The following is a 13,965-nucleotide window of genomic DNA, read 5'->3' on the forward strand; positions in this document are numbered from 1 at the left end:
CCCTCGAGCACTGAGCACAGCACAGCTGGTTTTCCCAGCGCCGTGCGTCCATTCGTTTACAGGTTCGCTCCGACAAAAATCCACTGCCTGGATGCTGTCTGGAGAGCCCGTGATGACTACAAAAGCAAAAATCGCCACCAACCTGAGTGACTCGGCCAAGGTCGATCAGCAATCGGTTCAGCCGTTTACCCGCTCGCAAAAAATCTATGTTCAGGGCACGCGCCCCGACATCCTCGTGCCGATGCGCGAAATCAGCCTGGACGTGACGCCGACCGACTTCGGTGGCGAGGTCAACGCGCCGGTGGTGGTGTACGACACCTCGGGCCCGTACACCGACCCCAATGTCATCATCGATGTGCGCAAAGGCCTGGCCGACGTGCGTTCGCCGTGGATCGAATCCCGTGGCGATACCGAGCGCCTGAGTGGCCTGAGCTCGAATTTCGGCCAGGAGCGCCTTGCCGATCCGGAGCTGACCAAGCTGCGCTTCGCTCACGTCAACAACCCGCGCCGCGCCAAGCCGGGTGCCAACGTCAGCCAGATGCACTACGCGCGCAAAGGCATCATCACCACCGAGATGGAATACGTCGCCATCCGCGAAAACATGAAGCTGGAAGTGGCCCGCGCCGCCGGCCTGCTGGACCAGCAGCACGCCGGCCACAGCTTCGGCGCCAGCGTGCCGAAAATCATCACCCCTGAATTTGTCCGTGACGAAATCGCCCGCGGCCGCGCGATCATTCCGGCCAACATCAACCACACCGAACTGGAACCGATGATCATCGGCCGTAACTTCCTGGTGAAGATCAACGGCAACATCGGCAACAGCGCCCTGGGTTCGTCCATCGAAGAAGAAGTGGCGAAACTGACCTGGGGCATTCGCTGGGGTTCGGACACGGTCATGGACCTGTCCACCGGCAAGCACATCCACGAAACCCGCGAGTGGATCATCCGCAACTCGCCGGTGCCGATCGGTACCGTGCCGATCTACCAGGCCCTGGAAAAAGTCGGCGGCGTGGCCGAAGACCTGACCTGGGAGCTGTTCCGCGACACGCTGATCGAACAGGCCGAGCAGGGCGTCGACTACTTCACCATCCACGCCGGCGTGCTGTTGCGCTACGTACCGATGACCGCCAAGCGCGTCACCGGCATCGTCTCCCGTGGTGGCTCGATCATGGCCAAGTGGTGCCTGGCACACCACAAGGAGAACTTCCTCTACACCCATTTCGAAGACATCTGCGAAATCATGAAGGCCTACGACGTCAGCTTCTCGCTGGGCGATGGCCTGCGTCCGGGCTCGATTGCCGACGCCAACGACGAGGCGCAGTTCGGCGAACTGGAGACCCTCGGCGAGCTGACCAAGATTGCCTGGAAGCATGACGTGCAGTGCATGATCGAAGGCCCTGGCCACGTGCCGATGCAGTTGATCAAAGAGAACATGGACAAGCAGCTCGAGTGCTGCGACGAGGCGCCGTTCTACACCCTCGGCCCGCTGACCACCGACATTGCGCCGGGCTACGACCACATCACCTCCGGCATCGGTGCGGCGATGATCGGCTGGTTCGGCTGCGCCATGCTCTGCTACGTGACGCCGAAGGAACACTTGGGCCTGCCGAACAAGGATGACGTGAAGACCGGGATCATCACCTACAAGATCGCAGCACATGCCGCCGATCTGGCGAAGGGGCATCCGGGTGCACAGATCCGCGACAATGCCTTGAGCAAGGCGCGCTTCGAGTTCCGTTGGGAAGACCAGTTCAACCTGGGTCTCGATCCGGACACCGCCCGTTCGTATCACGATGAAACCCTGCCGAAGGATTCGGCCAAGGTCGCGCACTTCTGCTCGATGTGCGGACCGAAGTTCTGCTCGATGAAAATCACCCAGGAAGTCCGCGAATATGCGGCCAACCAACGGATCGAAGCGGTCGACGTGGACGTCGCCCAGGGCATGGCCGAACAGGCCGAGCGCTTCAAGCAGGAAGGCAGTCAGCTGTATCAGAAAGTTTGATCTGATCCGGGATTGGCGGTGCCTGTGGCGCCGCCTTCGCGAGCGAGCCCGCTCCCACATTTGATCTCCTGTGAACACAGATTTTGTGTATGACAGAGGCCAAATGTGGGAGCGGGCTTGCTCGCGAAAGCGCCAGATCAGACAGCGAAACTCTCAATGACAAAACATATTCCTCTGAGATAACACCTTGAGCATTCAACCGAGTACTTATTCACCTGACATCGCGGTGCCGACCGACAAGCGTGTGTTCGGCGGTCGCGATCTGTTTTCCCTATGGTTCTCCCTCGGCATTGGCCTGATGGTCCTGCAGACCGGTGCCTTGCTCGCGCCAGGTCTGGGCCTGTCCGGCTCGTTGCTGGCGATTTTTCTCGGCACCCTGGTCGGCGTTCTGCTGCTGGCGGCAGTCGGGGTGATCGGCAGCGACACCGGCCTGTCGTCGATGGCCGCGCTCAAGCTCAGCCTTGGTACCAAGGGCGCGAGCCTGCCGGCGGTGCTGAACCTGCTGCAACTGATCGGCTGGGGTTCGTTCGAAATCATCGTCATGCGCGATGCCGCCAGCCTGTTGGGCGCCAAAGCGTTCAGCGAAGGCAGCCTGCTGTCCAATCCGCTTTTGTGGACACTGTTCTTCGGCGCACTGGCGACCTTGCTGGCGGTCAGCGGTCCGCTGACTTTCGTCCGGCAGATCCTGCGCAAGTGGGGCATCTGGCTGCTGCTGGCCGCGTGCACCTGGCTGACCTGGAACCTGTTCGCCAAGGCCGACCTGGCTGCGTTGTGGGCCCAGGCCGGTGACGGTTCGATGCCGTTTGCCGTGGGTTTCGACATCGCCATTGCCATGCCGCTGTCGTGGTTGCCGCTGATTGCCGACTATTCACGCTTCGGCAAGCGGGCGAAAAACGTCTTCGGTGGCACCGCCATTGGTTTCTTCATTGGCAATTTCTGGCTGATGGGCCTGGGCGTGGCCTACACTCTGGCGTTCGCGCCGAGCGGTGAAGTCAATGCCTTGCTGCTGGCGCTGGCCGGTGCCGGCCTGGGGATTCCGCTGCTGCTGATTCTTTTGGACGAATCGGAAAACGCCTTTGCCGATATTCACTCGGCGGCGGTGTCCAGCGGGATTCTGTTGCGCGCCAAAGTCGAGCATCTGGCCCTGGCTATCGGCGTAATCTGCACGTTGATTGCCCTGCTGGCGCCATTGGCCCAGTACCAGAACTTCCTGCTGCTGATCGGTTCGGTGTTTGCGCCATTGTTCGGCGTGGTGCTGGTGGACCACTTCATCCTGCGCAAGCGCAGTGGCCAGGTCGCCTCGACTGCACTGCGCTGGCCGGCGCTGCTCGCCTGGCTGGGCGGGATCAGCACCTATCATTTGCTGGCCAACCTGTACCCGGATGTCGGCGCCACCCTGCCGGCGCTGATCCTGGCAGGGTTGCTGCAACTGGTACTGGGTCGGGCCTTCAGCTACGGCCGGGAAACAGCTCGGGCTTGATGATGCCGTTCAGGCGAGGGTAGGGGATCTTCAGTTCGACGTGGCCCAGCGCGTAAGGCGCAATGCTGCTGGTTTCGTACTTGAGGATCACCCCGCCGTAGGTCAGCGCCACGTTCTGGGTTTTCTGGAACGGCCAGTTCTTCACGAACTCCGGTTCCTGATCGAGCTTGGTGCTGATCAACCAGCTGTTGTGCGCTACCTGTGCCGCTTTCCAGAACGCATCTTCCTGCCCCGGCACCAGCATGTCCGACAGCGTCAGCACTTTATGCTGCTGGCGCGAATAGTTGATAAAACCCCGGCCTGGCGTGCCATGGGCACCGCCAGTGTCCAGGTAGCTGGACAACTCGACGATCACCAAGCCGTCATGCTGCTCGCGTACCTTCGCTTGCAGATAGCTGCTGTTGCGCGGGCCGGCGGTGCGCAAAAACTCTTCGCGATAGGCTGCCAGGGTCGGGGCGACTGGCGCGTCGGGCGAGGTGCGGGTCATCTGCAGCAGGCGTTTTTCGATGATGCCATCCAGTGCAGGCTCGGCCGGGAAGTGTAGGGTGTCGATATTGACCAGTGGGCAATCCGGGCTGCTGCAACCGGGCTTGAGCTGCTCGGAGGCGTCGCGGGTGGTTTCCAGGGGCGTGCGGTAGTTGGGCTGGAACAGACTCGCGCAAGCGCCCAGGGTCAGGGCGATAGCGGCCACGGAGGCAATTTTGAAAAGCGACATGTGCGTCCTTTCTGAAACAGGGGAAGGCAAAAAGATACCGGCTTCGACTCTCAACAAAGCAATCAGTTCGCCACTAAGCTAATTAGAGTGGGTTTCGCTCTCACCGTCCATCCCGCTGACGGGAAAGGGGCTGCATCAAACGTCACGGGCGCGTTAGGATGGCGCGAAGTCGAGGCCCAGGAAAAAGCAGCCTCGAACAGGATTTGCAGTAAAAGAGGATTGTCATGACGGATTTTGCCAACGCCATTCCGACCGCCGTTGATATCGTGCGGCGCGAAAAGTGCTACGAGGGCTTCTACAAACTCGAACGCGTGCACTTGCGCCACGAATTGTTCGCTGGGGGCATGAGCCGCGAAATCAATCGTGAAGTGTTCGTTCGCCATGACGCGGTATGCATGCTGCCTTACGACCCGCAGCGCGATGAAGTGGTGCTGATCGAGCAGTTTCGCGTTGGTGCCATGGGCAAGACCGACAATCCGTGGCTGATCGAACTGGTCGCTGGTCTGATCGACAAGGATGAAATACCGGAAGAAGTTGCTCACCGCGAAGCGCAGGAGGAAGCTGGGCTTGTGATCGGGGCACTCTGGCCGATGCTCAAATACTTTCCATCGCCGGGCGGCAGCAACGAATTCGTGCATTTGTACCTGGGGCGCTGTGACACTACCGGGGTGGGCGGCCTGCATGGGCTGCAAGAAGAGGCAGAAGACATCCGCGTTACGGTCTGGGCTTTCGATGATGCCCTGCAAGCCGTGCGCGACGGGCGTATTGCCAACGCGGCGAGCATCATTGCCTTGCAATGGCTGGCTTTGAACCGCGTTGAAGTGAGGGGGTTATGGTCGTAAACAAGCTGCGCGATCGCTATCGGGTGGACTTGGTGGGGCTGCAAGCGTCCTGCGAGGCGAACTACGCGCGCCTGATGCGACTGCTGCCGGACATGCGCAGCGAGCCTGCCGCGCGGCGCATCGCCGTGACCCATGGCGACCAGATGCTGGGTGTGCTGGCGCTGGAAGTGTTGTTGACCTGTCCTTACACCACGACCCTGCAAGTGCGTCAGGAACACAGCCTGCCGTGGCTGCCGGTACCGCAACTGGAAGTACAGGTCTATCACGACGCGCGCATGGCTGAAGTGGTCAGCGCCGAACATGCGCGACGCTTTCGCGGTATCTACCCTTACCCGAACGCCTCGATGCACCAGCCGGACGAAAAGGCCCAACTGAACATGTTTCTGGGCGAATGGCTGAGCCATTGCCTGGCGCTGGGGCATGAGTACGAAGTTGTCCGTTGAGCGAGCAACGCAGTTGTGAACTGCGTCAGGTTCAACAGTTTCCCCTTTCGGTCATCCCCCAGCATAATTGCGGCACTTACCCATCCCCGTGATCACGCCCTGGGAGAACGCCTTGCCGAGCGTATCCACATTGACCACCGCCGATCCGGCGTTGCTGGTGCAACTCTCCGACAGCCATCTGTTTGCCGAAGCGGACGGCACGTTGCTGGGCATGAACACCCGCGACAGCCTGCAAAAGGTCATCGAACTGGTGCGCGCGCAACAGCCGCGGATTGACTTGATCCTGGCCACGGGTGATCTGTCCCAGGACGGGACGCTGGAGTCCTACCGGCAGTTTCGTGACCTGACGCGCCAGCTCGATGCGCCGGCGCGCTGGATTCCCGGCAATCACGATGAGCCGCAGATCATGGCCGAGGCGGCGGTGCAGAGTGCTCTGCTCGAACCGGTGGTGGATATCGGCAACTGGCGGGTCACGTTGCTCGATTCGGCGGTGCCCGGCTCGGTGCCAGGTTATTTGCAGGACGAACAGTTGCAGTTGCTCGCCCGCTCGCTGAGCGAAGCGCCGGATCGTCATCATCTGGTGTGCTTCCACCATCACCCGGTGTCCATTGGTTGCGCCTGGATGGAACCGATCGGCTTGCGCAATCCCGAGGCGCTGTTCTCCGTGCTGGACCGCTTTCCACAGGTGCGGGCCGTGTTGTGGGGGCATGTGCATCAGGAAATCGACCAGTTGCGTAACGACGTGCGTCTGATCGCCTCGCCCTCGACCTGCATCCAGTTCGAGCCGGGCAGCGAGGACTTCAAGGTCGGCGAGCAAGCGCCGGGGTATCGCTGGTTGCGACTGCTGCCCGACGGGCGGCTGGAAACCGGGGTGGAGCGGGTTACCGGGTTTGATTTCACTGTGGATTACGGTTCCAACGGTTACTGAAGCACCCGTCTGTAGGAGCGAGCTTGCTCGCGATTAACCTGAGAGCGCCGCGGGGCGCCAGGTTTGTACCGTTATCGTTGACGACCATCGCGAGCAAGCTCGCTCCTACAGTAAACTCCGCCTCTTTAGCCGACGCACAGGGAGCTCAAATGTCCGGTTCGATCCTTTATATCCACGGCTTCAACAGCTCGCCGTTGTCGAAGAAGGCTTGCCAGTTGATTGACGTGATGGAGCGTCTGGGCCTGAGCGAACACTTGCGCGTTCCGGCGTTGCACCATCACCCGCGCCAGGCAATCGCGCAACTGGAGCAGGCGATTGCCGAGCTGGGGCGGCCACTGCTGGTCGGCAGCTCGCTCGGCGGCTACTATGCCACTCACCTGGCCGAGCGCCTTGGATTGAAGGCCCTGTTGATCAACCCTGCCGTCAGCCCGCACCGGATGTTCGACGGCCATCTCGGGACGCAGAAAAACCTGTATACCGAAGAGACCTGGGAGTTGACCCACGACCACGTGACGGCCCTGGCCGGGCTGGAAGTGCCGGCGCCCCAGGATCCGCAGCGTTATCAGGTATGGTTGCAGACAGCTGACGAAACGCTGGACTATCGCCTCGCCCAGCAGTATTACCGGGCATGCGCCTTGCGCATCCAGGCCGGCGGTGACCACGGTTTCCAGGGTTTTGCCGCGCGCCTGCCGGCCATGCTGAGTTTTGCCGGCATTGGCGCCGATTTGTATCAGGCAATTGATTTCACATCGCTTTGATGCGATGCCTGTTTTCATGGATTTCTTTTTTCACGCAACACTGACGACGAGACCCCATGGCCACTCCCAGCGCTAGCTCTTATAACGCAGACGCCATCGAAGTCCTCTCGGGCCTCGACCCGGTGCGCAAACGCCCCGGCATGTACACCGACACCAGTCGGCCGAACCACCTTGCCCAGGAAGTCATCGACAACAGTGTCGACGAAGCCCTGGCCGGGCATGCCAGTTCGGTGCAGGTGATCCTGCATGCCGACCATTCCCTGGAAGTCAGCGATGACGGCCGTGGCATGCCGGTGGACATTCACCCCGAGGAAGGTGTGTCGGGCGTCGAGTTGATCCTTACCAAGCTTCATGCTGGTGGCAAGTTTTCCAACAAGAACTACCAGTTCTCCGGCGGTTTGCACGGGGTGGGCATTTCCGTGGTCAACGCCTTGTCCACCGAAGTGCGGGTGCGGGTCAAGCGTGACGGCAACGAATACCAGATGACCTTCAAGGATGGCTACAAGGCCACCGAGCTGGAAATCGTCGGCACTGTCGGCAAACGCAACACCGGTACCAGCGTGTTCTTCGCGCCGGATCCGAAATACTTCGACTCCCCTAAATTCTCCATCAGCCGCCTCAAGCACGTGCTCAAGGCCAAGGCCGTGTTGTGCCCGGGGCTGCTGGTCAGCTTTGAAGACAAGGCTACCGGCGAGAAAGTCGAGTGGCATTACGAAGACGGCCTGCGTTCCTATCTGGTGGATGCGGTCAGCGAATTCGAGCGCCTGCCGGACGAGCCGTTCTGCGGCAGCCTGGCCGGTAACAAGGAAGCGGTGGATTGGGCGCTGCTGTGGCTGCCGGAAGGTGGCGACGCGGTCCAGGAAAGCTACGTCAACCTGATCCCTACGGCCCAGGGCGGTACTCACGTCAACGGTTTGCGTCAGGGCTTGCTCGACGCCATGCGCGAATTCTGCGAATTCCGCAGCCTGTTGCCGCGCGGCGTGAAGCTGGCCCCGGAGGACGTCTGGGAGCGCATTGCCTTCGTTTTGTCGATGAAGATGCAGGAACCGCAATTCTCCGGCCAGACCAAGGAGCGCCTGTCGTCCCGTGAAGCGGCGGCGTTTGTCTCCGGTGTGGTCAAGGATGCGTTCAGCCTGTGGCTCAACGCCAACCCGGAAACCGGCATGCTGCTGGCGGAGCTGGCGATCAACAACGCCGGCCGTCGCCTCAAGGCGAGCAAGAAGGTCGAGCGTAAACGCATTACCCAGGGCCCGGCGCTGCCGGGCAAACTGGCCGACTGTGCCGGGCAGGACCCGATGCGTTCCGAGCTGTTCCTGGTGGAAGGTGATTCCGCCGGCGGCTCGGCCAAGCAGGCGCGGGACAAAGAGTTCCAGGCGATCCTGCCGTTGCGCGGCAAGATCCTCAATACCTGGGAAGTCGACGGCAGTGAAGTGCTGGCCAGCCAGGAAGTGCACAACATCGCGGTGGCGATCGGTGTCGATCCGGGTGCGGCCGACATGAGCCAGTTGCGCTACGGCAAGATCTGCATCCTCGCCGACGCCGACTCCGATGGTCTGCACATCGCGACCTTGCTGTGTGCCTTGTTCGTCCAGCATTTCCGCCCGTTGGTGGATGCCGGTCACGTTTACGTGGCCATGCCGCCGCTGTACCGCATCGACCTGGGCAAGGAAATCTACTACGCCCTGGATGAAGCCGAACGTGATGGCATTCTTGATCGCCTGGTGGCCGAGAAGAAGCGCGGCAAGCCGCAAGTCACACGATTCAAGGGTCTGGGCGAAATGAACCCGCCGCAGCTGCGTGAGACCACCATGGATCCGAACACCCGGCGCCTGGTGCAGCTGACCCTTGAGGATTTCGAGGCTACCTCGGAAATGATGGACATGCTGCTGGCGAAGAAGCGCGCCGGCGACCGCAAGACCTGGCTGGAGTCCAAGGGCAACCTGGCCGAGGTTCTGGGCTGATGCGTCTGGGCTTTGCCCTGGGCTGTGGGTTGCTGCTGACGTCGATCACGGTATCCGCCGGGCCGGCGCCACAGTTGCGCCTGTTGTCCGGGCATGTCGTGGACGGCATGCGCGGCGGCAACCTGTCCGGGCTGGCGCAGTGCGGCAATGAGCTGTGGGCGGTTTCCGACCGCGACGATGATCAGATCTATCGCCTGGATACCAGCGAATCTACCTGGCAGGCCGAAGCGGTGCACATTGATGTACCACCGGTGCCTGACAGCGGCTTGCCCTGGGGGCTGAAGTCTCGTGTCTGGGGGGCTGCGTTCGTGCGTGGCGGCGATCTGGACTTCGAGGGCATCACCTGCGACGGCGCCGGTAACCGTTACGTGGTCAGCGAAGGCCATGCCGCTGTGTTGCAGGTGCCGCCAACGGGGCCTGCCGTCTGGCTGAAGATTTCGCCGATGCTGGTTCGCGAGGCGCGGGCCAGTGGTCTGTTGTTGCAGTTCAACGCACTGTTCGAAGGGCTGGCGATCAATCTGGCGGGCGATCAGATGTGGCTCGCCGCCGAACGTCAAGGTCGCGGACTGCTGATGATCAAGCGCAAACAGACAGTGTGGGATTGCGACGGTGGCTGCGTACTGCTGAGCGAGGCTGGCATGGAAATGCAGCCCGAGCAGTTCCCCCACGCAAAAGCTGTGCCGCGGGACTTCTCTGACCTGTCGCTGTTCAACGGCAAGCTGTTCACCCTTGAACGCAATGCCTACCAGATCTGTCGCCGGGATTCGCAGACGGCCAAGGTCGAGCGCTGCTGGTCGTACGCCGCCGAGTTGTTGCAGGACAACCGTCGTTATCCACAGAACTACGGATTGGAAGAGGCGTTGATCGTGGATGCCAATGGCGCCTGGATCGGTGTCGACAATAACTTCGGTCCGCGCGCCGATGGTGAAGTGCGTCCGGTGGTCTGGCGTTTCGCCGCACCGGAAGGTGGCTGGAGTGCCAGGCTGTGAGGCAACAGTCGCCGGGGCAGCGCATCGGCCGGGTGTTTATGGTGCTGGCCTGGTGTGCGGCGCTGTTTCTGGCCACGCGGTTTTTCGGCCAGTGGGAAGCGCGTCAGCAAAATCCGAATGTGGTGGTCAGTTCGCAGCAGGGCGAAGGTTTCATTGAGGTGAAACTGGTCAGCAATGTACAAGGGCATTTCGTCGCCAGCGGCCAGATCAACGGCCAGCCGGTGGACTTCATGCTCGACACCGGGGCGACCGACGTGTCGATCCCGGCGGACCTGGCCAGGCGCTTGAAGCTCGAAGAAGGTTTCGGCGTGACCCTGAGCACGGCCAATGGCCTGAGCCAGGGCTATCGCACTCGTATCGAACGCTTGCAACTGGGCGACATCGTGCTGCGGGATGTACGCGCACTGGTGGCCCCGGGGCTGCATGGCGATCAGGTGTTGCTCGGCATGAGCGCACTGAACAAACTTGAATTTACCCAGCGCGGTGGCACCATGCTGCTGCGCCAGACAACGAACCGATGAGGCCCGCATGAGCGACTCCCTTGATCTCAGCCTGGACGGTGTAGAACGCCGGTCACTGGCTGACTTCACCGAAAATGCCTACCTCAACTACTCCATGTACGTGATCATGGACCGTGCCTTGCCGCATATCGGCGACGGTCTGAAACCGGTACAGCGGCGTATCGTCTACGCCATGAGCGAGCTGGGGCTGGACGCCGATTCCAAGCACAAGAAGTCGGCGCGTACCGTCGGTGACGTGCTCGGCAAGTTCCACCCCCACGGCGACTCGGCCTGCTACGAAGCCATGGTGTTGATGGCCCAGCCGTTCAGCTATCGCTACACGCTGGTCGACGGCCAGGGTAACTGGGGTGCGCCGGATGATCCCAAGTCCTTCGCCGCCATGCGTTACACCGAAGCGCGGCTGTCGCGTTATTCCGAAGTGCTGCTCAGCGAGCTGGGCCAGGGCACGGCGGACTGGGGACCGAACTTCGACGGCACGCTGGACGAGCCGCTGGTCTTGCCTGCCCGTCTGCCGAACATTCTGCTCAACGGCACCACCGGTATCGCCGTGGGCATGGCCACCGACGTTCCGCCGCACAACCTGCGCGAAGTCGCCACCGCCTGCGTGCGCTTGCTCGACGAGCCCAAGGCCACGGTCGAACAGCTCTGTGAACACATCCAGGGCCCGGACTACCCGACCGAAGCGGAAATCATCACCCCACGCGCCGACTTGCTGAAAATCTACGAAACCGGTCGCGGTTCCGTGCGCATGCGCGCCGTGTATCACATCGAAGACGGCGATATCATCGTCACCGCGCTGCCGCATCAGGTTTCGGGCGCCAAGGTGCTGGAACAGATCGCCGCGATGATGCAGGCCAAGCCGTCCAAGGCGCCGCAAATTGCCGACCTGCGTGACGAGTCCGACCACGAAAACCCGTGCCGGATCGTGATCATCCCGGGTGCCCGGAAAAACTTCGACCACGATGCACTGATGCAGCACCTGTTCGCCAGCACCGAGCTGGAGTCGAGCTACCGGGTCAACATCAACATCATCGGCCTGGATGGCAAGCCGCAGCTGAAAAACCTGCGCGCGCTACTTGTCGAATGGCTGGAGTTCCGGGTGCAGACCGTGCGTCGTCGCCTGCAATTCCGCCTCGACAAGGTCGAGCGTCGCCTGCACCTGTTGGACGGCCTGTTGATTGCCTATCTCAACCTGGATGAAGTGATCCACATCATCCGTACCGAGGAGCAGCCACGGGCCAGGTTGATCGAACGCTTCGCCCTGAGCGAAATCCAGGCCGACTACATCCTCGACACCCGTCTGCGTCAGTTGGCGCGACTGGAAGAGATGAAGCTGCGTGCCGAGCAGGATGAACTGCTCAAGGAACAAGCCAAGCTGCAAGCCCTGCTGAGCAGCGAAGCCAAGCTGAAAAAACTGGTGCGCAGCGAGCTGATCAAGGACGCTGAAACCTACGGCGATGACCGCCGGTCGCCTATTGTCGAGCGTGCCGAGGCCAAGGCCCTGACCGAGCACGATCTGCTGCCGAACGAGAAAGTGACGGTCGTGCTGTCGGAAAAAGGCTGGATTCGCTCCGCCAAAGGCCACGAGATCGATGCCACCGGGCTTTCCTACAAGGCCGGGGACGGTTTCAAGGCGTTGGCAGCCGGGCGCTCCAACCAGTTTGCCGTGTTTATCGACTCCACCGGCCGCAGTTACTCGGTGGCCGCCCACACCTTGCCGTCGGCCCGTGGCCAGGGCGAGCCGCTGACCGGTCGCCTGACGCCGCCGCCAGGGGCGAGTTTCGAATGTGTGCTGATGCCGGAAGACGATGCGCTGTACGTGATCGCCTCCGACGCCGGTTACGGTTTCGTGGTCAAGGGTGAGGACCTGCAGGCCAAGAACAAGGCAGGCAAGGCCTTGTTGAGCCTGCCGAACAATGCCAAGGTCATGCTGCCGCGTCCCGTGGCCGACCGTGAACAGAACTGGCTGGCGTCGGTGACGACCGAAGGTCGCCTGCTGATCTTCAAGATCAGCGACCTGCCACAATTAGGTAAGGGCAAAGGCAACAAGATCATCGGGATTCCTGGTGAACGAGTGGCCAGTCGCGAAGAGTATGTGACGGACATCGCCGTATTGCCGGACGGTGCAACACTGGTGTTGCAGGCCGGGAAACGTACCTTGTCGCTGAAAGCGGACGACCTCGAGCACTACAAGGGTGAACGCGGTCGTCGGGGCAACAAGTTGCCTCGTGGCTTCCAGCGGGTGGATGCGCTGCTCGTCGAAAACCTCAATTAGGCGACTTAGAAGCGCCGAACTACGATTTAACCCGTAGTTCGGCGCTTTGCGCTGGAGTCGGAACGCATATTCACGGATGATATGGCCTTTCAAGCGTCGGCGTAGCCGCGCATTTTTAATATTTGTTGAGTATTTTCACTGTGGTCAGCCTTTTGGCGATCACCTGGATGGGACGATGACTGCTCTGCGCCTTCCTTTTATTCTCATGCTCGCCGGCGTTCTTGGCCTGGCGGGTTGCAGCGTTCACCAGCCGGTGTCGTTGTACCAGCTGGATGCTGGAAATCCGGCTCAGCCTGCACAGAACGCAGGCATGGCGGTATTGTTGGGCCCGGTCACCGTGGCCGACTACCTGCAACGCGAAACCCTGTTGCAGCGTCAGCCGGATGGCAGCCTGCAGGCCTCGACCGATGGTCGTTGGGCTGGCAGCCTTTCGTCGGATATCGATCAGTTGTTGCTGCGTCAGGTCTCAGGTCGCCTGGACAGCCAGCGCGTAGTGCTGGCTCCGGCGACAGTGGGTTTCACCCCGGACGTTCAGGTGCTGCTGACCATCACACGCCTGGACTCGGGTGAAAAACAACCGGCGATCCTCGACGCGCAATGGCGCCTGATCGACCGTCGCGGGCAGGTCCGCGACAACCGCATCATCCATTTGCAGGAACAGCATGCCGGTAGTACGGCGGCGCAGGTCCAGGCACAGGGCGTTTTGTTGCAACGCCTGGCCGAGCAACTGTCGGTGGCGATCAAGCCTCTGGCCAACCAGCCGCCGATCGCCGAAGTCCCGCGCAAGCCGGCAGCCAAGGCGGCAGCACCTGCGGTAGAGCAGGAAAAGCAGCCGAAGATCCCGATGGCCGCGCCTATTCGTACGGATATGGAAGTGTTCCGCTTCTAAGTCTGGACTGAAGCTGTTGCCCATATAAAGCCCGCCCTGTGCGGGTTTTATAGTTTCTACAGACCAGAGATTCTTATCGCCTGCCCTGGCCTCTTCGCGAGCAAGCCCGCTCCCACAGGTTCGGGGGGTGTTTACATAATTTGTGTACGACACGGACACTGT

General features: G+C 61.4%; 12 protein-coding genes. 11 read left to right on the forward strand and 1 reads right to left on the reverse strand.

Annotation, left to right across the window (positions count from 1 at the left end; translation table 11 throughout):
- Positions 1–112: 112 nt before the first annotated feature.
- Together thiC and cytX are read left to right on the forward strand one after the other, a co-directional pair.
- Entirely contained in the window at positions 113–2,002 is a 1,890-nt protein-coding gene (thiC, locus tag AC06G5_RS02280; RefSeq protein WP_480458930.1) for a phosphomethylpyrimidine synthase ThiC, read from the forward strand.
- 187 nt (positions 2,003–2,189) lie between these two features.
- Positions 2,190–3,482, forward strand: a complete 1,293-nt coding sequence (cytX, locus tag AC06G5_RS02285; RefSeq protein WP_480458931.1) for a putative hydroxymethylpyrimidine transporter CytX — start codon at positions 2,190–2,192, stop codon at positions 3,480–3,482.
- On the opposite strand, the gene AC06G5_RS02290 is transcribed toward cytX, so the two are convergent.
- Positions 3,451–4,197 (reverse strand): RsiV family protein, encoded by a 747-nt coding sequence (locus tag AC06G5_RS02290; protein WP_480458932.1) that lies wholly within the window; start codon positions 4,195–4,197, stop codon positions 3,451–3,453. The genes cytX and AC06G5_RS02290 overlap by 32 nt on opposite strands.
- A 224-nt stretch (positions 4,198–4,421) precedes the next feature.
- Between AC06G5_RS02290 and AC06G5_RS02295 the strand changes: the two genes are divergently transcribed.
- The 9 genes from AC06G5_RS02295 (at position 4,422) to AC06G5_RS02335 (ending at position 13,803) form a co-directional block, all read left to right on the forward strand.
- A complete protein-coding gene (locus AC06G5_RS02295; RefSeq protein ID WP_413427569.1) occupies positions 4,422–5,039 on the forward strand; it encodes an NUDIX domain-containing protein in 618 nt (205 codons plus the stop codon).
- Entirely contained in the window at positions 5,030–5,482 is a 453-nt protein-coding gene (locus AC06G5_RS02300; protein ID WP_007977461.1) for a DUF1249 domain-containing protein, read from the forward strand. The genes AC06G5_RS02295 and AC06G5_RS02300 overlap by 10 nt, the downstream gene beginning before the upstream one ends.
- 112 nt (positions 5,483–5,594) lie before the next feature.
- Complete coding sequence (gene cpdA, locus AC06G5_RS02305) at positions 5,595–6,410, forward strand: 3',5'-cyclic-AMP phosphodiesterase (protein WP_480458933.1); 816 nt, start codon at positions 5,595–5,597, stop codon at positions 6,408–6,410.
- Positions 6,411–6,559: 149 nt separating this feature from the next.
- On the forward strand, positions 6,560–7,168 hold the full coding sequence (locus AC06G5_RS02310; RefSeq protein WP_413427571.1) for a YqiA/YcfP family alpha/beta fold hydrolase: 609 nt from the start codon (positions 6,560–6,562) through the stop codon (positions 7,166–7,168).
- 56 nt (positions 7,169–7,224) lie between these two features.
- Positions 7,225–9,129, forward strand: a complete 1,905-nt coding sequence (gene parE / locus AC06G5_RS02315; protein ID WP_057396212.1) for a DNA topoisomerase IV subunit B — start codon at positions 7,225–7,227, stop codon at positions 9,127–9,129.
- Positions 9,129–10,118 carry an esterase-like activity of phytase family protein gene (locus AC06G5_RS02320; protein ID WP_413427572.1) on the forward strand — a complete coding sequence of 330 codons (990 nt, stop codon included), beginning with the start codon at positions 9,129–9,131 and terminating at the stop codon, positions 10,116–10,118. Before parE ends, AC06G5_RS02320 begins: the two co-directional genes overlap by 1 nt.
- Positions 10,115–10,639: a retropepsin-like aspartic protease family protein gene (locus AC06G5_RS02325; protein ID WP_413427573.1), complete on the forward strand. Its 525-nt coding sequence runs from the start codon at positions 10,115–10,117 to the stop codon at positions 10,637–10,639. Before AC06G5_RS02320 ends, AC06G5_RS02325 begins: the two co-directional genes overlap by 4 nt.
- A 7-nt stretch (positions 10,640–10,646) precedes the next feature.
- Positions 10,647–12,914 carry a DNA topoisomerase IV subunit A gene (parC, locus tag AC06G5_RS02330; protein WP_057396215.1) on the forward strand — a complete coding sequence of 756 codons (2,268 nt, stop codon included), beginning with the start codon at positions 10,647–10,649 and terminating at the stop codon, positions 12,912–12,914.
- A gap of 175 nt (positions 12,915–13,089) precedes the next feature.
- Complete coding sequence (locus AC06G5_RS02335) at positions 13,090–13,803, forward strand: PqiC family protein (protein WP_111284240.1); 714 nt, start codon at positions 13,090–13,092, stop codon at positions 13,801–13,803.
- The last annotated feature ends 162 nt before the right edge of the window (positions 13,804–13,965 follow it).

This window comes from Pseudomonas sp. WT-JTC (assembly GCF_056711565.1).

Bases quoted from the DNA above. Each gene is read 5' to 3' on its own strand.
- thiC (WP_480458930.1), top strand. From the start codon at position 113: ATGACTACAAAAGCAAAAATCGCCACCAACCTGAGTGACTCGGCCAAG.
- AC06G5_RS02290 (WP_480458932.1), bottom strand. From the start codon at position 4,197: ATGTCGCTTTTCAAAATTGCCTCCGTGGCCGCTATCGCCCTGACCCTG.
- AC06G5_RS02295 (WP_413427569.1), top strand. From the start codon at position 4,422: ATGACGGATTTTGCCAACGCCATTCCGACCGCCGTTGATATCGTGCGG.
- AC06G5_RS02300 (WP_007977461.1), top strand. From the start codon at position 5,030: ATGGTCGTAAACAAGCTGCGCGATCGCTATCGGGTGGACTTGGTGGGG.
- AC06G5_RS02310 (WP_413427571.1), top strand. From the start codon at position 6,560: ATGTCCGGTTCGATCCTTTATATCCACGGCTTCAACAGCTCGCCGTTG.
- parE (WP_057396212.1), top strand. From the start codon at position 7,225: ATGGCCACTCCCAGCGCTAGCTCTTATAACGCAGACGCCATCGAAGTC.
- AC06G5_RS02320 (WP_413427572.1), top strand. From the start codon at position 9,129: ATGCGTCTGGGCTTTGCCCTGGGCTGTGGGTTGCTGCTGACGTCGATC.
- parC (WP_057396215.1), top strand. From the start codon at position 10,647: ATGAGCGACTCCCTTGATCTCAGCCTGGACGGTGTAGAACGCCGGTCA.
- AC06G5_RS02335 (WP_111284240.1), top strand. From the start codon at position 13,090: ATGACTGCTCTGCGCCTTCCTTTTATTCTCATGCTCGCCGGCGTTCTT.